The sequence below is a fragment of the Rhizobium sp. PL01 genome (genome assembly GCF_033447125.1).
Classification (GTDB): domain Bacteria; phylum Pseudomonadota; class Alphaproteobacteria; order Rhizobiales; family Rhizobiaceae; genus Pararhizobium.
This window is the reverse complement of sequence record NZ_JAWQUM010000005.1, coordinates 341104-360266: the sequence shown is the minus strand read 5'-3', so window position 1 is coordinate 360266 and position 19163 is coordinate 341104. Positions and strand designations below refer to the sequence as shown.

18 protein-coding genes are annotated in these 19163 nt (G+C 58.9%); 8 read left to right on the top strand and 10 right to left on the bottom strand.

Annotated elements, in window-relative coordinates:
* Nucleotides 1-20: 20 nt before the first annotated feature.
* The 7 genes from R6X40_RS14915 to R6X40_RS14885 all read right to left on the bottom strand — a co-directional run bounded on the left by R6X40_RS14915 (nt 21) and on the right by R6X40_RS14885 (nt 7320).
* The gene (locus R6X40_RS14915; RefSeq protein WP_318414570.1) at nt 21-1388 is read right to left on the bottom strand and encodes an FGGY-family carbohydrate kinase; all 1368 of its coding nucleotides are present in this window, start codon (nt 1386-1388) and stop codon (nt 21-23) included.
* A 4-nt stretch (nt 1389-1392) separates the two neighbouring features.
* Complete coding sequence (gene rhaM, locus R6X40_RS14910; RefSeq protein WP_318414569.1) at nt 1393-1707, bottom strand: L-rhamnose mutarotase; 315 nt, start codon at nt 1705-1707, stop codon at nt 1393-1395.
* An 8-nt stretch (nt 1708-1715) separates the two neighbouring features.
* A complete protein-coding gene (locus R6X40_RS14905; protein WP_318414568.1) occupies nt 1716-2720 on the bottom strand; it encodes an ABC transporter permease in 1005 nt (334 codons plus the stop codon).
* A complete protein-coding gene (locus tag R6X40_RS14900) occupies nt 2720-3697 on the bottom strand; it encodes an ABC transporter permease (RefSeq protein WP_318414567.1) in 978 nt (325 codons plus the stop codon). The genes R6X40_RS14905 and R6X40_RS14900 overlap by 1 nt, the downstream gene beginning before the upstream one ends.
* A complete protein-coding gene (locus R6X40_RS14895) occupies nt 3697-5193 on the bottom strand; it encodes a sugar ABC transporter ATP-binding protein (RefSeq protein WP_318414658.1) in 1497 nt (498 codons plus the stop codon). The genes R6X40_RS14900 and R6X40_RS14895 overlap by 1 nt, the downstream gene beginning before the upstream one ends.
* Before the next feature lie 195 nt (nt 5194-5388).
* Nucleotides 5389-6378: a rhamnose ABC transporter substrate-binding protein gene (gene rhaS, locus R6X40_RS14890; protein ID WP_318414566.1), complete on the bottom strand. Its 990-nt coding sequence runs from the start codon at nt 6376-6378 to the stop codon at nt 5389-5391.
* A 129-nt stretch (nt 6379-6507) separates the two neighbouring features.
* Entirely contained in the window at nt 6508-7320 is an 813-nt protein-coding gene (locus R6X40_RS14885; RefSeq protein ID WP_037105479.1) for a DeoR/GlpR family DNA-binding transcription regulator, read from the bottom strand.
* Nucleotides 7321-7532: 212 nt separating this feature from the next.
* Here R6X40_RS14885 and R6X40_RS14880 point away from each other — a divergent pair, with 212 nt between their 5' ends.
* The 6 genes from R6X40_RS14880 to R6X40_RS14855 all read left to right on the top strand — a co-directional run bounded on the left by R6X40_RS14880 (nt 7533) and on the right by R6X40_RS14855 (nt 12776).
* Nucleotides 7533-9632, top strand: a complete 2100-nt coding sequence (locus R6X40_RS14880; protein ID WP_318414565.1) for a bifunctional rhamnulose-1-phosphate aldolase/short-chain dehydrogenase — start codon at nt 7533-7535, stop codon at nt 9630-9632.
* Nucleotides 9633-9645: 13 nt separating this feature from the next.
* On the top strand, nt 9646-10938 hold the full coding sequence (gene rhaI / locus R6X40_RS14875) for an L-rhamnose catabolism isomerase (protein WP_318414564.1): 1293 nt from the start codon (nt 9646-9648) through the stop codon (nt 10936-10938).
* 209 nt (nt 10939-11147) lie between these two features.
* Entirely contained in the window at nt 11148-11402 is a 255-nt protein-coding gene (locus R6X40_RS14870; protein ID WP_318414563.1) for a GlsB/YeaQ/YmgE family stress response membrane protein, read from the top strand.
* A gap of 71 nt (nt 11403-11473) precedes the next feature.
* Nucleotides 11474-11662, top strand: a complete 189-nt coding sequence (locus R6X40_RS14865; RefSeq protein ID WP_318414562.1) for a hypothetical protein — start codon at nt 11474-11476, stop codon at nt 11660-11662.
* A gap of 116 nt (nt 11663-11778) precedes the next feature.
* Nucleotides 11779-12240 (top strand): YbaK/EbsC family protein, encoded by a 462-nt coding sequence (locus R6X40_RS14860; RefSeq protein ID WP_318414561.1) that lies wholly within the window; start codon nt 11779-11781, stop codon nt 12238-12240.
* A gap of 146 nt (nt 12241-12386) precedes the next feature.
* Nucleotides 12387-12776: a DUF930 domain-containing protein gene (locus R6X40_RS14855; RefSeq protein ID WP_318414560.1), complete on the top strand. Its 390-nt coding sequence runs from the start codon at nt 12387-12389 to the stop codon at nt 12774-12776.
* A 520-nt stretch (nt 12777-13296) separates the two neighbouring features.
* Here the strand turns inward: R6X40_RS14855 and R6X40_RS14850 are convergent.
* Entirely contained in the window at nt 13297-13488 is a 192-nt protein-coding gene (locus R6X40_RS14850; RefSeq protein ID WP_318414559.1) for a DUF2735 domain-containing protein, read from the bottom strand.
* 497 nt (nt 13489-13985) lie between these two features.
* Here R6X40_RS14850 and R6X40_RS14845 point away from each other — a divergent pair, with 497 nt between their 5' ends.
* Both R6X40_RS14845 and R6X40_RS14840 read left to right on the top strand, forming a co-directional pair.
* A complete protein-coding gene (locus R6X40_RS14845; RefSeq protein ID WP_318414558.1) occupies nt 13986-15026 on the top strand; it encodes a glutamine synthetase beta-grasp domain-containing protein in 1041 nt (346 codons plus the stop codon).
* Between the two features lie 237 nt (nt 15027-15263).
* Complete coding sequence (locus tag R6X40_RS14840) at nt 15264-16484, top strand: adenylate/guanylate cyclase domain-containing protein (RefSeq protein WP_318414557.1); 1221 nt, start codon at nt 15264-15266, stop codon at nt 16482-16484.
* Nucleotides 16485-16496: 12 nt separating this feature from the next.
* Here the strand turns inward: R6X40_RS14840 and R6X40_RS14835 are convergent, their stop codons facing one another.
* Together R6X40_RS14835 and R6X40_RS14830 are read right to left on the bottom strand one after the other, a co-directional pair.
* Nucleotides 16497-17801: an O-antigen ligase gene (locus tag R6X40_RS14835; protein WP_318414556.1), complete on the bottom strand. Its 1305-nt coding sequence runs from the start codon at nt 17799-17801 to the stop codon at nt 16497-16499.
* Nucleotides 17802-17811: 10 nt separating this feature from the next.
* Complete coding sequence (locus R6X40_RS14830) at nt 17812-19086, bottom strand: polysaccharide biosynthesis/export family protein (RefSeq protein ID WP_318414555.1); 1275 nt, start codon at nt 19084-19086, stop codon at nt 17812-17814.
* Nucleotides 19087-19163 lie beyond the last annotated feature (77 nt).

Genomic DNA, 19163 nt, shown 5'->3' with positions numbered 1-19163 from the left:
GTCCGGACAGCCGGATTCGCCTACAAACCTTCGACGAGCCTGGTCCAACGTGCTGCGTAGCTGGCATAGGCTTCGGGAACAGCCCCTTCGAATTCCACCGTATGCGCTTGCGCCCGGCTGCCGTCGGCAAGGCATGCCGCCCCGAGGCTGGTCCCGGTAGCGCTCTGGCTGCCGATCAGCACCGGACGGCCGGTCGCAGCCTTCAGCATCCGCATATAACTGGAATTGACCGCGAACGGCCCCTCGACGACAACTTCGCCCTCAGCACCGATCAGATCGAGAGAACTGGCAGTCATCATCGCCAGATGGAAGGAGACGACGGCAAGCCGCTGCGGGCCTGTTAACGAAGCTTCGTCGCAGGTCCAGCCTGCCTTGGCATGCGGGAAAGGGCCCGAACCTTCCGGAACCGATGGCAGAAGCATCCACTGAGCGGCGGCAACCTGCGCCTCGACCGCTTCGGATACCGTCACCGCCGGATCGGGGATCAGCGTCGAGAATGCCCGCCCACCCATGAACCGCGCCGATGGGACGGGATCGCCCAAGGCGTTGACGTTGATCAACGTATCGCGCGCCTCGTCGAGCGCCACCTTCCTCGCGCCCATTGCCATCATCACCACCCAGGTTCCGGTGGAAACCACGGAAAACGGTGCCTTCCGCGTCAGCACATGCGGCAGCAGCGAGGAATTGGAATCGTGGATGCCGCAGTAGACCGGCAGCCCGGCGGGCAGCCCCGTGTCCTTGGCTGCTTGCAGGGTCAATCCACCCAGAACGTCGCTTGCGCGGCGCACCGGCGCAAACAGCGGCCGCCAGCCGCGGGCATCGACCATGGTCGAGAAATCACCCTTGTAGGGGTTCCAGAGATCGGTGTGGCAGCCGAGCGATGTCAGTTCGGTGGAGAGAACGCCGGTCAGGCGATAGGACCAGTATTGCGCATAGGTCAGGATACTGGCGACTTCGGCAAAACGATCCGGGAAGGTCTGTTCCTGCCAGTAGATCTGGGCGCCGATATTCAGCCCCATCGGCAGCCGCGCCGCACCCGTCTCGGCAAAGGGCGGGCGAACCCTGCTGTAGTCCCCGGCCACCGTATCGGGACCGGTAAATTCATAGTCGAGCAATGGCAAAGCAAGATCGCCGTTCTTGTCGAGTAGGACCGCGGTTGCCCCATGGGTAGTCACGGAGATTGCGTCGATCGGCGTCTCGGCATTCAGCGCAGCAAGGCTGTCAGTGATGAAGCGCCAGAGGCGCTCGACGTCGAAATGCGGATAGAGGCCTTCGGCCGTGACGCCGTTTGCGGTCTTACGCACCGCCGTTTCCTCGAACCGGTCGAGATCGACCAAAGCAACCTTGGCATTCGTCTTGCCGATATCGATGACAGCGATGGTTTTCATGACGTTACTTCATGTGGAAGACGGTTGTGAGCGGTACGGCAACGGGCTCGTTATCTGCCTTCGTCTCCATGATATCGGCCATATAGGCCCACCATTTCTGCATGACGGGGTGTTTGGGCAGATCGGCCATGGTGTGATCGTCCCGCCGCCAGAGGACGCCGAACAGCGTGTTGGTCTCTTCATCCAGATGGATCGAGTAATCCGAAACGCCAGCCTCCGTCAGTAGCGTAGATAACTCAGGCCAGATCGCATCGTGCCGGGCCTTGTATTCCTCGGTCATGCCGGGATTGAGCCGCATGCGAAAAGCGTATTTTTCCATGGATGTCCTCAATGGGCCGCGCGGCGGCGGGCGCGTGACCACAGGATCGGCAATGCGATGACGGAAATCAACAGCACGCCGATAAAGATCGACATGACGATGCCGGGCACGTTGAGAAGTCCGAAGCCGAAGGTGACCATGCCCATGATGAAGGCGGCAAGGACGATGCCCGGAATGGTGCCGGATCCGCCGAGGATGCTGACACCGCCGAGCACCACCATCGTCACCACCTCCAACTCGACGCCCAGCGCGATCGACGGGCGGGTGGAGCCGAGACGCGAGGTCAGGCAGATCGAAGCAATGCCGGCCATCAGACCCGTCAGCAGAAACAGGATGAACTTGACGCGGCCGACGCGCACGCCGGAGAACAATGCGGCGGTCTGGTTGTTGCCGATGGCATAGACGGCGCGGCCAAAGTTCGTCTTGTGCAGCAGCACGCTGTAAACAATGGCGAAGAACACGAACAGCGCGAATTCGAACGAGAAGACCCACCAGACATAGCCCTGGCCGAAATAGGCGAAGCTGGCCGGGTATCCCGTGTAGGCTTGGTCCCCCAGTATAATGAAGGACAGGCCGCGAAACAGGCTCATCGTGCCGATGGTGACGACGATAGACGGCAGGCCAAGGCCCGTGATCAGCAATCCGTTGACTGCGCCGCAGAGGAGCCCCGTTCCGAGGCCGACAACGACGAGCATTGGCGTATCGGCACCCATGGTGACGGCAAGGCCCATGGCCGTCGAGGACAAGGCGATGATCGAGGCGACGGACAGGTCGATTTCGCCGGAAATGATGACCAGAGCCATGGCAAAGGCGATCAGTGCCTTTTCGGTGAAATTGAACGTCGCGTCGGACAGGTTCCACGGATCGAGGAAATAGGGCGAGGCGAAGGAGTTGATCGCGAAGATCAGGATCGCCACGACCAGAAGCAGGCTTTCCCAGCTCTTCAATACCCGGCTGACACGGCTCTGCAGCCGGTCCGGAATGATCCTCGGTGAAAGATGTGTCTCCGCCATCAGACCGCCTCCGCTTTCTTCAGAATGACACGGCCCTTGCGCTTTTCGGTACGGGCGTTGACCGCAACGGCAATGATGATCACCGTTCCCGAGATCGCCAGCTGGGCAAAGGGCGAGATATTGATGACCGGCAGCGCATTCTTGATCACGCCGAGGAACAGGCTGCCAAGCACGGCACCGCCGACCGAGCCGATACCACCGGCAATCGAGATGCCGCCGATAACGCAGGCGGCGATGATATCAAGCTCGAAACCGGCGGCGATATCGACATAGGCGACGGCATAGCGCGACACCCAGAGATAACCGGCCAGACCGGCCAGACCACCGGACAGGCAGTAGGCGAGGAAGCGCGTCCGGCCGACATCGATGCCGGTATAGACAGCCGCATGCGGATTGCCGCCGACAGCGAAGAAGGCGCGGCCGACCGGCGTGCGCGTCATCAGGATGTAGACGGCAGCAATCGCCACGACCGAGAGCCATGACAGGACCGGAAAGCCGATCAGCGATGCGCGCGGCAGTGCCTTGAAAGCGTCGCTCATCTGGTGGGCATTGATCCAGGCACCCTTGCTGAGCAGGAAGATGGTACCGCGATAAATGGTGAGGGTGCCAAGCGTCACCACGATCGGCGGGATATCCAGCTTCCAGACGAGCAGGCCGTTGATCGAGCCGAGCAGCGCGCCGAGGGCGACGACCACCAGGATGACCAGCGGGATCGGTATGCCGGGAAAGGCGGCGTTGATCATCGCCGCGACCATGCCGCTCAGCGCCAGATTGGCAGCCATCGACAGGTCGATACAGCGCGTCAGGATGACCGCCATCTGGCCGAGCGCAAGAATGATCAGGATCGACGTGTCATTATAGACACGTGCCAGATTGGCGGGTGCGACGAAACCGGGGAAGCGCAGCGCAATCAGGAAGACCAGTGCGATGATGGCGATGACCAAAAGGATTTCGCGGTTCTTGAGCAGCTTAGCCATTACGCAGCCTCCCCGATGCCGGCGGCGGCCCGGACCAGCTTCTCAGCCGTCAGTTCGGAACGCTCGAAACGCCCGGCAATGCGACCTTCGCGCATGACGATGACGCGGTCGGCCATGCCCATGATTTCGGGGATTTCCGAGGAGACCATGATGACGCTCAATCCCTGCCCTGCCAGTTCGCTCATGAAGGCATGCACCGCAGCCTTGGAGCCGATGTCGATGCCCTTGGTCGGTTCATCGAGAATGATCACTTTCGGCTGTGTCGCCAGCCATTTGGCAATCACCACCTTCTGCTGATTGCCGCCCGACAGCGTGCCGACGTCCTGATCCAGCGAAGCGGCACGCAGATCGAGGCGCTGCGTATATTCGCGCGCCAGGGCAAATTCATTGGCAAGTTTCAGGAAACCGGAACGCGACGTTTTCTGCAACGAGGGCAGCGTGACGTTCTGGAAGATCGGCAGGCCGATGATCGCGCCCTGACGGCCACGCTCTTCGGGCACATAGACAATGCCGGCCTCGATTGCCTCAGCCGGAGAGCGGATGACGAGCACTTCACCATGAAGCTTGACCGCACCGGCAGACGGCCGGGTGATGCCGATCAGCGACTGCATGAACTCGGAGCGGCCGGCACCGATCAGGCCGTAGAAACCAAGGATTTCGCCACGCCGCAGTTCGAAATTGATATCTTCGAATTCGGTCGGATGGCGATAGCCGGAGACGGTCAGCACCGGCTCGCCGATCGCTACATCAACCTTCGGGAAGACCTGACCGACATCACGGCCGACCATCATCTTGACGAGATGGTCCTGATCGATATCGGCAATCAGCCCCTCGCCAACCATGCCGCCATCGCGAAACACGGTATAGCGATCGGCAATGCGAAAGATTTCGTCGAACTTGTGGCTGATAAACAGGATGGCCTTGCCGTCAGCCTTCAACCGGTCGATCAGCTCGTAAAGCTCGTGAATTTCCTTGTGCGACAACGCTGCAGTCGGCTCGTCCATGATCACGACGCTGGCGTCGATCGACAGGGCGCGCGCAATCGCCACCATATGCTTGTTGGCAATGCCGAGGTCGCGCAGCCGGATGGTCGGGTCGATGTCGGCTCCGACACGGCGCAGCAGGTCTCGGGCATTGTCGTTGAGCTTGCTCCAGTCGATCAGGCCGAAGCGACCACGCGGCGCATGGCCGAGAAAGATGTTTTCGGCGACCGACAGTTCATCGAACAGCACAGTTTCCTGATGGATCGCGGTAACACCGGCGTGGGAGGCGGCCATGGCTGTGGGAAAATGCGTTTCTGCGCCATTGACACGGATCGTGCCGCCGTCTGGCTGGTAGATGCCAGTGAGGATTTTCACGAGCGTCGATTTACCCGCACCATTTTCACCGATCAGCGCCGTGACGGAGCCGGGGTAAAGGGCGAGCGAGACGTCGGACAGCGCTTTCACGCCCGGAAAGGACTTGGATATGCCCTCGAGAGCGACGGCGGGTTTCATCCGCGATGTGGTCGTTTCCTGCAACAAGAGGCAATCCACCGGTGTGATCGTTACGATTGAAATAGGACAAGATCGGCGGGTTTGATGAGTTCCCTCCCCCTTGTGGGAAGGGTTGGGGAGGGGATTTCCGTTTAAAAGAACCCCTCCCCTCCGCTTCGCTCCGACCCTCCCCACAAGGGGGAGGGTTAAGCCTGATCAGAAGATCTTGGCGAACTCTTCGACGTTCTTGGCATCGTAGACGAATGGGTCGGCCATCGCGCCTTCGTTGTTGTCGTCGAGCTTGACCGAGCCCATGCGGCCCATCTTCAGCTCGGCACCGGGCTTCGCTTCAGCACCACCGATCAGGTCATAGGCGATCATCGTTGCGGAATAGCCGAGGTCGATCGGGTTCCAGATGGCGAAGGACTTGGACGAGCCAGCCTTGACATGGCCAGCCATTTCCGAGGGAAGGCCGAGACCGGTGACGTTGATCTGGCCAACCTTGCCGGCATCTTCGACGGCCTGGGCTGCAGCAACGATGCCGACGGAGGTCGGAGCGATGATTGCCTTCAGGTTCGGGTAGGACTGAATGAGGCCTTGCGTTTCGCGGTAGGACTTGTCGGCAAGGTCGTCACCGTAGACGGTGGCAACGACGTTGATGCCCTTGTAGTTGCCCTGAACCTTCTTCATTTCCTCGATCCAGACGTTCTGGTTGGTCGAAGTGGCAGTTGCCGAGAGGACGGCGACATCGCCGCCATCAGGCAGCTGGTCGGCGGCAAGCTTGATGATCATGTTGCCGATCAGCGGGCTGGACGATGGGTTCAGGTGCATCAAGCGGCCATCCTTGGCGACGCCACTGTCCCAGGAGATGACCTTGATACCGCGTTCCATGGCTTTCTTCAGCGCAGGAACCAGAGCATCAGTATCGTTGGCGGATACGGCGATCGCATCGACCTTCTGGGCGATCAGCGAGTTGATGACTTCGATCTGGCCTTCGGCTGTCGTCGTCGTCGGACCGGTGTAGATCACTTCGACGTCGCCGAGTTCCTTGGCGGCTTCCTGCGCACCCTTGTTGGCGGCTTCAAAGAAGCCGATGCCGAGCGCCTTGACGACCAGGGCAATCTTCTTGTTTTCCGCGTGCGCTGCGCTTGTCATCAGCGCCAGCGAAACCGCTGTCGTGACCATCAATGCCTTCAAAATTTTCATGACGTTCTCCTCCCTGAAGCCGCGCGGTCACAATGATCGCGTTCATTCGGCTAGTGCTTTCGATCTCCACCACCTTCGCCCTGAAATCTTGGACGTCAGTGGCCTCATTACTCCCCTCTTCCCGCCGCTTTATGCCGACGAAGAAGCATTCTCCTCAACAATGCCCGACCGCGTATTGGCGATAACCAAGCCGACGCCTGCATCTTCGAGCATCTGGACGTGCCTGTCCTCGATGCCGGAATCCGTGATCACCGTGGTGATCCGCTTCAGCCCGCATAGAATGAGGCTGGAGCGCTTGTGAAATTTCGACGAGTCGATCAGCACGACCAGTTCGTCAGCCTGATCGATCAGCTTCTGCTCGGCCTGGATAAGCAACGGATCGCCTTCCATCAGACCGAGTGGGCCAAGCCCCTGGGCGCCCATGAACATGCGGCGTGCATAGAAATTGCGCGTCACGTCATTATCGAACGGGCTCAGAATGATGTTCTGCTCGCGGTAGATCGTGCCACCCGACAGCATCACGGTGTTCTTCGAATGCTTGAGCAGGTGCTCGGCAATCGGAAAGGAGTTGGTGAATACCTGCATCCGGCGGTTGGCGAGAAAGTGCACCATCTGGAAGGTCGTGGTGCCGCCATTGATGATGATCGGCTCGCCATCCTGACAGAGCGCCACGGCTTCCTTGGCAATCGCCTGCTTCTGGCGGGCATGCAGGCCTTCGTTGACGCTGAATGGACGGCCGGCAAGACCGACAAACTGCGGTGGATTGATGGCTTCCGCACCGCCACGCACCCGGCGTAACCGCTTCTGGACATGTAGCGCCGCGATATCCCTGCGGATCGTCGCTTCAGAACTATCGGTCAGATCCACCAGTTCAGGCACGGTGATGACCGGCTTGTCCTGGACAGCTGACAGAATAATCCTGTGTCGCTCTTTCTCGTGCATTAGGCTCCTCCAATATTTCTATGCTTCCATCACGACCGCGCATTGTCAATCACAAACAATCATATTTTTTCATTGTGCAGTGCAATATGACTGATTTTGATCGTTTCTGATTGACATACGGCCGATCTTTGTGTGATCTGATCGCAACGAATGCGCTCTTTGACCCGCAAAATCTACCGGGCCGGCGCAGAATTGACCGGGAGGAAATGCAGATGCTCGACAAGCAACAAGGCTCGCGCCTTGCCAATCTCTGGGACGACGCCAAGGCAGCCGCCATGAGTGAATCGGAGCGGCTCTTGTACCGCTCCAACCTCCTCGGTTCCGACAAACGCATCACCAATTACGGCGGCGGCAACACGTCGGCCAAGGTGATGGAAAAGGACCCGCTCGGCGGCGGCACGGTCGAGGTTCTCTGGGTCAAGGGTTCCGGCGGTGACGTCGGCACGATCAAGATGGACGGCTTTTCGACGCTTTACATGGAGAAGCTGGAAGCGCTGAAGGGTCTTTACCGTGGCCTCGAGCATGAAGACGAGATGGTTGGCTACCTGCCGCATTGCACCTTCAATCTCAATCCGCGCGCCGCCTCCATCGATACCCCGCTGCATGCCTATGTGCCGAAAAAGCATGTCGACCATATGCACCCGGACGCAATCATCGCCATTGCCGCATCGAAAAACAGCCGCGAACTGACCCAGAAGATCTTTGGCGACGATATCGGCTGGCTGCCCTGGAAGCGCCCCGGCTTCGAACTCGGCCTCTGGCTTTCGAAATTCTGCGCTGAAAACCCCAACGCGCGCGGTCTGATCCTTGAAAGCCACGGCCTCTTCACCTGGGGCGATACGGCCAAGGAAGCCTACGAGACCACCGTCGAGATTATCAACAAGGCGATCGCCTGGTTTGAGACCGAGAACACAGCTCCGGCCTTCGGCGGCGCAGTGAAGCCCGTTCTCCCGGCGGCGGACCGCCGTGCCGTTGCGCAGAAACTGATGCCGGTCATTCGCGGCATGATCAGCGCCGATGAGCGCAAGCTTGGCCATTTTGACGACAGCCAAGCCGTGCTCGATTTCGTTACCTCAAAGGACCTGAAGCCACTCGCCGCGCTCGGCACATCCTGCCCGGATCATTTCCTGCGCACCAAGATTTGCCCGCTGGTGATCGATTTCGATCCGGCCCATCCGGATATCGACAAGACGCTGGCTGGCCTTGACGCCGCCATCGCCGAATATCGCGCCGGTTACGCCGCCTATTACGAGCGCTGCAAGCGCGACAACAGCCCGGCGATGCGCGACCCGAATGCTGTCGTCTATCTCATCCCCGGCGTCGGCATGATCACCTTTGCCAAGGACAAGGCAACGGCACGCATTTCCGGCGAGTTCTACGTCAACGCCATCAACGTCATGCGCGGCGCGTCCGGCGTCTCGACCTATGTCGGCCTGCCGGAACAGGAGGCTTTCGACATCGAATACTGGCTGCTTGAGGAAGCCAAGCTGCAGCGCATGCCGAAGCCGAAAATGCTGGCAGGCAAAATCGCGCTGGTCACCGGCGGCGCCGGCGGCATCGGCAAGGCAACGGCCCACCGCCTGATGCAGGAAGGCGCCTGCGTCGTGCTCGCCGATATCGACGAGACGGCACTCGCCTCCGCATTGAGCGAACTTGGCGGCCGCTACGGCAAGGATTTCGTCCGCGCCGTCTCTATGAACGTCACCGACGAGGCGGCAGTCGAGAAGAGTTTTGCCGATACGCTGCTGGAATTCGGAGGTCTCGATATACTCGTGTCCAATGCTGGTCTTGCCTCCTCCGCCCCGATCGAAGATACGACGCTGGCGCTGTGGAACAAGAACATGGATATTCTGGCGACCGGATATTTCCTGGTGTCGCGCGAAGCCTTCCGAATCTTCCGCAACCAGAAGGCCGGCGGCAATGTCGTCTTCGTTGCCTCCAAGAATGGCCTTGCCGCCTCCCCCGGAGCATCGGCCTATTGCACGGCCAAGGCTGCGGAAATCCACCTTGCCCGATGCCTGGCTCTGGAAGGCGCAGCCGCCCAGATCCGCGTCAACGTCGTCAACCCGGATGCCGTTCTGCGCGGGTCAAAGATCTGGACCGGTGAATGGAAAGAGCAGCGCGCCGCCGTCTACAAGACGGACATGGAAGGGCTGGAAGCGATGTACCGCGAGCGCTCGATGCTGAAGCTCAGCGTCTTCCCGGAAGACATTGCCGAGGCGATCTACTTCCTCGCCTCCGACATGTCGGCGAAGTCCACCGGCAATATCATCAATGTCGACGCGGGCAATGCCCAGTCGTTCACGCGCTGAGCCGGAGAGCGACATGACACAGATGATCACACAAGACGTCATCGACGCCGACAATGCCGCGCGCATTGCCGATTTGAAAGCGGACTACGACCATCTCGGCACGCAACTGGCGCGCCGGAGCATCGATATCAATACCATCAAAGCGAAAGTCAACGCTTACGGAGTTGCAGTTCCATCCTGGGGCGTCGGCACCGGTGGCACCCGCTTTGCCCGCTTCCCCGGCACTGGCGAACCGCGCAATATCTTCGACAAGATAGAAGATTGCTCGGTCATCCAGCAGTTGACGAAAGCAACGCCGACAGTCTCCTTGCATATTCCCTGGGACAAGGTCGATGATCTGGCGGAACTGAAGGAAAAGGGCAACGCGCTCGGCCTCGGCTTTGACGCGATGAACTCCAACACCTTTTCCGACGCGGCCGATCAGGCTCATTCCTACAAGTTCGGTTCGCTCAGCCACGCCGATGCGGCGACCCGTCAGCAGGCTGTCGACCACAATCTGGAATGCATCGCCATCGGCAAGGCACTCGGCTCCAAGGCGCTGACCGTCTGGATCGGCGATGGTTCCAATTTCCCCGGCCAGAGCAATTTCACCAAGAGCTTCGAGCGTTACCTTGAGGCGATGAAGGCGATCTACAAGGGGCTGCCGGACGACTGGAAGATTTTCTCCGAACACAAGATGTTCGAACCGGCCTTCTATTCGACGGTGGTGCAGGACTGGGGCACCAACTATCTCATCGCCCAGGAACTCGGCCCCAAGGCCCATTGCCTCGTCGATCTCGGCCATCACGCGCCGAACGTCAATATCGAGATGATCGTTGCCCGGCTGATCCAGTTCAAGAAACTCGGCGGCTTCCATTTCAACGATTCCAAATATGGCGATGACGACCTGGATACCGGCTCTATCGACCCGTACCGCCTGTTCCTCGTCTTCAACGAACTGGTCGACGCGGAAACCCGGAAGGCCGATGGATTTGCGCCGATGCACATGCTCGACCAGAGCCACAATGTCACCGACCCGATCGAGAGCCTGATGAACTCGGCGACCGAAGTCAGCCGCGCCTATGCTCAGGCTCTGCTGGTCGACCGCAAGGCGCTTGAAGTTTATCAGGATAGCAATGATGCGCTGATGGCGACGGAAACGCTGAAGGCCGCATTCCGCACCCATGTCGAGCCCATTCTCGCCATGTCGCGCTACGAGGCTGGCGGCGCCATTGCGCCAGTTGCCGCGTATCGCGCCAGCGGTTACCGCGCCAAGGTTTCCGGCGAACGACCGGCATCGAAAAGCGGTGGTGGTGGCATCGTCTAAGGACCATCGATTGCTCAGAAAGGCCCGGTCCCCGGGCCTTTTTCTGTTTCAGGGCATGCGTTTCATGCTTTTAACGCTGAAAAGGCGCCTGATGTGCACGCGCCGGCCTTTTCACGGCAAAAAATCCGCAAAGCATGCATTTACCCTCTAACGCAAAACACTTTTCGCTCTATCTTGCTTCTTGCGGATACAACGGAAAGGAACCATCCATGGGTATCGAGAGCATTGTTGTCTTTCTTATCGTCGGCGCCATTGCCGGCTGGCTTGCAGGCCTGATCGTTTCGGGTTTCGGCTTCGGCCTGATCGGTAATATGGTCATCGGCATTATTGGCGCCTTCATTGCCGGCGTCCTGTTTCCCTATCTTGGCGTCAGCATCGGCAGCGGCATTCTCGCCGCCATTATCCATTCGACGATCGGCGCCGTTATCCTTCTCGTGCTGATCCGCGTTATCAAGCGCGCTTGATGACTTTCGACATGGCGCCGGTTTGCAGCCGTGCAGACCGGCACATTTAAAATCTGCTTTCTGGAGACATCATGTCTGACATCTACGATCCACGGATCGAACAAGCGCTTCAGTCTTTCATTTCCGATCATCCCGGAATGCACACGCGCAATGAGGCAATCGTAGCCATTCTGACCAACTGGTTTACCAACCATGGCTACCTGCCGCATGATCAGGAAGGCACACGCCCGGAAAATCTTGACGCGTCGAACGACGACTGAAAAGATCGGCACATCGTCTAAAGAGGCGGCTAGGCCAATGCGGCAAACGCCTCTTTTCTTCTCATACCCGGGTGAGCTGCTTGGCGGCATCGATCCGAACGGACCGTCGCAGCACCATGAGCCTTTCCTCCGTCAAAACCTTCTTCGCCGAAAACGCCCCTGACATCGCGGTTATCGAGCTGGACCAGAGTACCGCAACGGTGGCGCTTGCCGCCGAAGGGCATGGCGTCGAACCGGCACAGATCGCCAAGACGCTGGCGCTGCGCGTTGCTGACGAAGTCATCCTGATCGTCACGCGCGGCGATGCCCGCCTCGACAACAAGAAATACAAGGCCCGCTTTGCCACCAAAGCCCGAATGCTCGGCTTCGACGAAGTCGAGCAAGAAACCGGCCATCCCGTTGGTGGCGTCTGCCCTTTCGGTCTCGCCCGGCCGCATAAGGTCTATTGTGACGTTTCGCTCAGGGCATTCGATGAGGTCGTGCCGGCAGCCGGCGCGCCGCATGCAGCGGTCCGGATCAACCCCGACCGGATGGCGCAGCTCGCGTCCGCCGAATGGATCGATGTGTCCGAGACCTGAGCCTGTCCGGGCAGCCTTGCGGCTATCTGCCTTGGAATGAACACAAATGTTTCCTTGAAGTTAATGTCAGCGGCGGTACACATCGCCCCGTGAAGCGCGCGTTTGCCGTTTCCCTTTTCTGACAGGACGAAGGAGTTGACGACGCAATGAACAGGCTTGTTTGCCCGCTCTTGCTGACAGTTGCCATCGCGGCACCAGCGGCAGCCATGGATCAGTCACTGGTCAAGCAATTCGAAAAACTCGACCCGCAGACCCGCCTGGAGCAGCGATGCGATACCGAGGCGATGTGGAAGATCAATGCCGACGGAACCTCGTTCAAGCCCGACAAGGTCATCGCCTACGCCTTCGCCGATCCGGTTGTGGGCAAGGATGATATCAAGGCGCCGGGCGCCGTTTTCCGCAGCAAGGGGGAATGGTACAAGCTGAAATTCAAGTGCAGCACCGGACCGGACCATATCGAGGTGCTGTCGTTCAACTACAAGATTGGCGACCTCATCCCACATGACGAGTGGGAGGCGCATTATCTCTATCCGTGAGCCGCTCAGCTCGCTGCGTTTACAGGACGACAAACAGGATCATGGCGGCCCCAAGCGTCAGCGCGGCCATGATATTCAAAAGTGTCCTCATCATATGATCAGCCATGCCGAACATCCTTGTGTTCCGCAGGATATCGCGAAGCCTTGTGGCCTCCGGCCTGCGGCGATCTTCGCCCGCCCGGCAAAACGATTTTGCCGATTGCTCCTAATCTCCTATCAAACAACGGCCCGAATGAACGTTTTGTTGCAGCCGACAGGGCGATTTTGCCTTAATTTGCGCCTCAAACGTTAAAATAGCGTCACATTTGCCAACCCGAAGCAATTCATTAACCATAAAACGGGCCGCATGGAGGCATTCGGCAAAAGCCCCAGCTTTAGACGCATCACGATTTCGTTGACGGCTGTGTTCGTGAGCTACCAAGCTCGTGATCATGCGCGGACCATGTCGACGCGCAGACCTGGCGCCTATTTGGCGCAATTATTCTCTCGTTCCAGGCAAGTGATGTCTGCCTTCTGAGATTCAAGATTTTGGTGTCTGTTCCTCGCGCATCGCTTCTTCGTGATACCAGTTGCTGTAGTCAACGACGAGCACCTGCTTCGGCCGCAAGTTAGAAACCGTTGCTGCCTGTTCAAAGCGGCGAGCGCCCAATTTCCGCCCACCGGCGGGGAACTCGAAGATTTTGGCGGTCTCGGCAGTCGAAATCATTGCCATGCTTTGTCTTCCTTATTTTCGATCCCTTACGGATCGATTTTTTCACCATAGCAGACTTGCGCGGGATTTGCGCGATTTGATTAAAAAAAAATCACATCGCCTAAAAAATAGGCCAATTTTTAGGCAGAAGAATTTTCGGATGGTTTTCACGACAAATTTTAAGCGTCTGCACGCCAGTCAAAATGTCGCAGTTCCTGAGTAAAATTTGCGCAGATCATGGATTTCTCTCCAAAACCGGCAGTGAAACTCGACCGGAACAGATCGATTTCGGCCTGGAAAGCTGAATTTCGCCCGTATTTTCCTTTTTTCTGGAACGGGTTACCACTCAGTCTGCTCGAATCCCGGCCTTTTGCCCAATCCGATGACGAAATCACCTCCCGAAGATCAGCCCCACGCGAACTGGCACGCGCCATGCATATAGGTAGTCAGCCGTTGGCGGCGCAGCATGACTGAAACGATCCGGGTGCTGTGCATCATCAACCCATGAGAGGTTAGACATGACGAAATTTAAGCTCGAGTATATCTGGCTCGATGGATATACCCCGGTCCCGAACCTTCGCGGCAAGACACAGGTCAAGGAATTCGATTCGTTCCCGGCGCTCGAGCAGCTGCCGCTTTGGGGTTTCGACGGTTCGTCCACGATGCAGGCTGAAGGCCGCTCGTCGGATTGCGTGCTGAAGCCTGTTGCCATCTATCCGGATCCGGCCCGCACCAACGGCGCGCTCGTCATGTGCGAAGTCATGATGCCGGATGGCGTCACGCCGCATTCGTCCAACAGCCGCGCGACCATCCTGGACGACGAAGGCACATGGTTCGGCTTCGAGCAGGAATATTTCTTCTACAAGAACGGCCGCCCGCTCGGCTTCCCGGAAACCGGCTACCCGGCTCCGCAGGGCCCGTATTACACCGGCGTCGGCTATTCGAGCGTTGGCGATATCGCCCGCACGATCGTTGAAGAACATCTCGACCTGTGCCTTGCAGCCGGCATCAACCATGAAGGCATCAATGCCGAAGTGGCCAAGGGCCAGTGGGAATTCCAGATCTTCGGCAAGGGCTCCAAGCGCGCCGCCGACGAAATCTGGATGGCTCGCTATCTGCTGCAGCGCCTGACGGAAAAATATGGCATCGACATCGAATTCCATTGCAAGCCGCTCGGCGATACCGACTGGAACGGCTCGGGCATGCATGCCAACTTCTCGACCAAGTACATGCGCGAAGTCGGCGGCAAGGACTATTTCGAAGCGCTGATGGCAGCATTCGAAAAGAACCTGATGGACCACATCGCCGTCTACGGCCCGGACAACGACAAGCGCCTGACCGGCAAGCACGAAACGGCACCGTGGAACAAGTTCTCCTACGGCATTGCTGACCGTGGCGCCTCGATCCGCGTTCCGCACTCGTTCGCCAACAATGGATACAAGGGTTACCTGGAAGATCGCCGCCCGAATTCGCAGGGCTGCCCTTACCAGATCGCTTCGCAGATCCTGAAGACGATTGCCGAAGTCCCGACTGCAGGCAGCGTTTCGGCTGCCGCATAAGCCAAGCAGCTCTTTTGACCTGAATACTCATGGCGCCGCCCTAACCAGCCGGCGCCATGATTGTATCTGGCGACAAGTTTATTGCGAAACAGCCAGACGGTCGCTACCGGCATGTCGGCCAAGGGCAATGCCGCCCTCTATCTGGCGCGCAAGAGGCAAATTCCCGCACTGGTATTCCCGCCACGCTGTTCCTAAATGTACGGCTTAGAACGCCGAAGATCATGACGGGGTGTATTCATGCAAGTTCCATCCAGCGCAACTTCCACCCTGCACCGCGAAAGCGCTCACGCGCCACCGAGTGACAGCAGCGGCATTATCGACTGGTTGATGACCGAGACCCGCGACGAGCGTTTCGTCGATAACATCTTCATCGAGATGTGCGAGAAGCTCAATCAGGCGGGCATACCGGTCTCCCGTGGCACGCTCCACTTCCGTATCCTTCACCCGCAATGGCTGGGTGCGCGAATCCTGTGGCAGAGGGGGATGACGGAGGCCGATATCCAGACCTTCGGTTTCGGCGTCGAAGATAGCGATCGCTATCGCAACAGCCCGGTCAACGACCTTCACAGCGGCGCAAAAGAGGTCCGGCAGCGCCTTGAACCCGCACACGCAGCCAGCGCCCCGCCCTATCCGCTCTATGACGAACTGCGCGCCGAAGGACATACAGATTACATCGCCTGGCCGCTGAAACACACATTGGGCAAACAGCATATCATCACCTTCGGCAGTGATAGGCCGGGCGGCTTCAGCGATGACGATGTCGCAGCTCTTGCCGAACTTCTACCGGCTTTTGCGCTGGTCAGCGAAATCCGCTTGAAGAACCGCCTCGCCCGGACGCTGCTCGAAACCTATGTCGGCCCGCATGCCAGCGAACAGATCCTCGCTGGCGCCACGACGCGCGGCGCCGGGGTTACGGTCAGCGCCGCGATCCTGATCTGCGATCTCAGAGACTTTACCGGCATTTCCGACATGTGGCCACGCGACGACGTTATCGAACTGCTGAACGGCTATTTCGATGCGATGGCTGAGCCGATCGAGCGGCATGGCGGCGAAATCCTCAAATTCATGGGCGACGGCCTGTTGGCAATCTTTCCGCTCAATAATACCAGCGCCTGTGGAGATCTTCTCGCGGCGATCCGCGAAGCGCAGACTGCGATGGCAGCGTTGAATGAGGAAAATCTCAAAAAAGGCCACAAACCTCTCGGCTATGGCATCGGCGTTCACGTCGGTGACGTGATGTACGGCAATATCGGCTCGCGCAGCCGCCTCGATTTCACTGTCATCGGCCCGACCGTCAACGTCGCCTCACGGCTTGAAAGCCTGACCAAGGAGCTCAAGCGGCCGGTACTGCTTTCGCGGGCATTTGTTGAAATCGGCGGGTGCGAAGCAAAGCTGGAAAATGTCGGCTCCCACCTGTTGCGGGGCCTGAGTGAACCAATCGATGTTTTTGCCTTTTGAAGACAACGCGGCTTATCTGTTCGGATAGACCGGCCTGCTGCCCGGCGGTTTGATCATCGCCTGCAGGCCATCATCGCCTGGATAGAAAGCGTGGGGTGATGCCCGTTGCGGGATCGGCATGGTCAATTTGCCGGCGGCGACATAGAGAAGAAACGACCCAATCTGATAGGGAAAGATCACGTCGATTTCGGCAAAGGCGCGAACGAACAGCAGCGCGGAAACGCCAAACAGCACCAGCGGCTCGGAACTCTCATTCTCACTCAGCACCCTTTTCAGGTGACCGAACAGGCCGGCCAGCAAAAGGCCGGTCAGGAGAACGAGGCCGATTGCACCCGTTTCCACCATCGTCTCGATGAACGTATTGTGGAAATGAAAACCGCTGCGTGAGCCAATGAAGAACTCCTCCCACAGCCGTTCCGGTTCTGAAAAACCCTGCACCCAATAGGCCTGATAGCCGACGCCGATCACCGGCGATTCCATGGCAGCCTTGATACCCTGCTGCCAGAGATAGGTCCGTCCCGTGAGGGTCGAATCCTTGCCGAAGACGCCGAGAACGCTGTCGATCGCACCGCCATAGACGGCCCCGATCACCGTGATGACGCCGAAGACTGCGGCGGCGATGAACAGCAGCTTGCGGCTTTTCGGCGGCAGCAGCGAAAAGCCCCGCATACCGATGACGAGGCCAAGCACAGCGGCCGTGGTCAGAACCGACGTCGCCGACTGGGACGCATGCAGGCAATAGGCAGCAAGAAGGCCGACAACGCCGCACGCAACCAGCCAGAGACCGCGCTGGCCGAGGATGACTACGGCTGCGAAACTGAAGAACACGGCCAGCGACGCATAAAACCCGAGCTGGTTCTTCGAGGCAAAGGCACCGACAAAGCTGACGGTACCGTCCAGCGGGTCGAAATGATAGACGCCGAACAGCAGCGAATAGACCAGCACCAGACCGGCACCGGCAACCGAGCCCAAAGTCAACGTCCTGATGTCCAGCATCCGCATGGCAATCAGAGCGCAGATGACATGGGAGAGATACTGGATTCCCGCTCTCGCGGTGGTGCCGGGCGCTGCCGACCAGAATATCGAGAGGCAGGCAAAAACCGCAAAGGCGAAGATCCAGATATATTTGCCGTAGTTTCCGAGCACCCGGCGGTAATCAACCAGGACCAGTGGCAGCCAGACGGCATAATAAAGCAGGATCGAGACCTGGCCGAAACGTCCGGAATAGGCGAAGACGAAATACGAGACCATGAGGGCGAAAACCCCATAGACGCGGTTTTCGCCCGGCGTTACCAGACTGGCCTTGGCGATCTTCATCCGCAATATCTCATTGTGTGTTGAGCGTAGGCTCGACCTTCACGACATCGCCGGGCTGTACGGGTGTTCCTTCGTCCGCCGCAATCTTGGTGGATTTGCCGTCCTTCTGGCGGATGATGGAATAGTTGATGTCGAGGGTTCTGCCTGGCTTCGGGGTTAGCGAGGCATCAGCGGATTGGACCAGCGCTTCCGTCATCAGGTCGCGGCTGGTGATCAGCTTCAGCGACAGCGTATCCAGCTCGGCTTCAGTATTCTGCAGTTCCTGAGCAAGCTGTGCGTCCCAATCGTTGCGCAGGTTGGTCTCATCCTGGCTGGCCTGGCTGACAGCCTGTTTGGCCTTCAGCGAAGCGGTATCGATATCCAGCAGTGCAGCCTGAAGATCGGCGATCCGCTGCTCGACGGCAAGTTTGCGGGCACTGAGCGCCAGCCCCTTCTCCGCCAGAACATCGACGCGCCCCTTGTCTTCGACAACAAGGTCCAACTGCCGGGTCTGCGTGACCGATTTCTTGCCAAGCGAGTCGATTTCACTCTGCAGCAGCGATTTCAGTTCGGCCAATGCGGTGAGCTGGAGCTTGAGACGCTTGTCGCGCGACACCATCAGCGCCTTTTCGCTTTCAAGAAGACCTGGAGCATCGGCAACATCCTTCAGCTCGGCAGGCATAGCAATGTCGTTCTTCTCGGCGATCTCGGCCTGCACGCGTGCACGGCGAACGAGAAGCCGGTTCCGTTCGGCGATCCGCACGGACGATTCGCCCTGTGCCGTGATGAAATCCCGCGCGAAGCGCTGACCGTTTTCAGCGCGGCGCAGACCGCCACCGAGGCTAACGGCCTTGAGAACCGTCATGTCAGGCGCGAACGGATATTCGCCGGGCGTCTGAACCTCACCTGCCAGATAGATCGGCCTGTACTGAGCGAGCTCGACGGACGCGGACGGGCGATCGGGCAAGCCGAACAGCTTTTGCAATTCCAGCCCGACTTGGTCGGCAATCTCCGACGTGGTCTTGCCGGACGCGGGCATGATCCCGAGGAAAGGCAGGGAAATATCACCGGACGCACCGACCGTGTAGTCGCCACTGATGGCTGACCAGTCCCGGACGGTTCCTTCCGCCGTCTGCCATTCAGCAACGCGTATTCTCAGCTTGTCCATGGCGCCGAGCGCATAATCGCCGGCAAAAGTACTTTGGATGCCTGAGACGCTGATGGCGATGGCGAGCGCGGAAAAGCGCGCAGCACCCCGGACTTTGCGGCCAAGGGCTGGAAGTCCTTTGTAAAGACTTCTGTTCATGAAATTTCCTCACTTAACAACAAAGCCGATTCCGGCGTTATGACGGAAGCGGCGTATTCACGCTGATGACTGTGTGA

What these genes read in the sequence shown, in the direction of transcription:
- R6X40_RS14895 (WP_318414658.1), bottom strand. Translation starts at nt 5,193, where the DNA reads ATGAAACCCGCCGTCGCTCTCGAGGGCATATCCAAGTCCTTTCCGGGC.
- R6X40_RS14865 (WP_318414562.1), top strand. Translation starts at nt 11,474, where the DNA reads ATGTCTGACATCTACGATCCACGGATCGAACAAGCGCTTCAGTCTTTC.
- R6X40_RS14900 (WP_318414567.1), bottom strand. Translation starts at nt 3,697, where the DNA reads ATGGCTAAGCTGCTCAAGAACCGCGAAATCCTTTTGGTCATCGCCATC.
- R6X40_RS14850 (WP_318414559.1), bottom strand. Translation starts at nt 13,488, where the DNA reads ATGGCAATGATTTCGACTGCCGAGACCGCCAAAATCTTCGAGTTCCCC.
- R6X40_RS14860 (WP_318414561.1), top strand. Translation starts at nt 11,779, where the DNA reads ATGAGCCTTTCCTCCGTCAAAACCTTCTTCGCCGAAAACGCCCCTGAC.
- rhaM (WP_318414569.1), bottom strand. Translation starts at nt 1,707, where the DNA reads ATGGAAAAATACGCTTTTCGCATGCGGCTCAATCCCGGCATGACCGAG.
- R6X40_RS14830 (WP_318414555.1), bottom strand. Translation starts at nt 19,086, where the DNA reads ATGAACAGAAGTCTTTACAAAGGACTTCCAGCCCTTGGCCGCAAAGTC.
- R6X40_RS14840 (WP_318414557.1), top strand. Translation starts at nt 15,264, where the DNA reads ATGCAAGTTCCATCCAGCGCAACTTCCACCCTGCACCGCGAAAGCGCT.
- R6X40_RS14885 (WP_037105479.1), bottom strand. Translation starts at nt 7,320, where the DNA reads ATGCACGAGAAAGAGCGACACAGGATTATTCTGTCAGCTGTCCAGGAC.
- R6X40_RS14905 (WP_318414568.1), bottom strand. Translation starts at nt 2,720, where the DNA reads ATGGCGGAGACACATCTTTCACCGAGGATCATTCCGGACCGGCTGCAG.
- rhaS (WP_318414566.1), bottom strand. Translation starts at nt 6,378, where the DNA reads ATGAAAATTTTGAAGGCATTGATGGTCACGACAGCGGTTTCGCTGGCG.
- R6X40_RS14880 (WP_318414565.1), top strand. Translation starts at nt 7,533, where the DNA reads ATGCTCGACAAGCAACAAGGCTCGCGCCTTGCCAATCTCTGGGACGAC.
- R6X40_RS14915 (WP_318414570.1), bottom strand. Translation starts at nt 1,388, where the DNA reads ATGAAAACCATCGCTGTCATCGATATCGGCAAGACGAATGCCAAGGTT.
- R6X40_RS14835 (WP_318414556.1), bottom strand. Translation starts at nt 17,801, where the DNA reads ATGAAGATCGCCAAGGCCAGTCTGGTAACGCCGGGCGAAAACCGCGTC.
- R6X40_RS14870 (WP_318414563.1), top strand. Translation starts at nt 11,148, where the DNA reads ATGGGTATCGAGAGCATTGTTGTCTTTCTTATCGTCGGCGCCATTGCC.
- R6X40_RS14845 (WP_318414558.1), top strand. Translation starts at nt 13,986, where the DNA reads ATGACGAAATTTAAGCTCGAGTATATCTGGCTCGATGGATATACCCCG.
- rhaI (WP_318414564.1), top strand. Translation starts at nt 9,646, where the DNA reads ATGACACAGATGATCACACAAGACGTCATCGACGCCGACAATGCCGCG.
- R6X40_RS14855 (WP_318414560.1), top strand. Translation starts at nt 12,387, where the DNA reads ATGAACAGGCTTGTTTGCCCGCTCTTGCTGACAGTTGCCATCGCGGCA.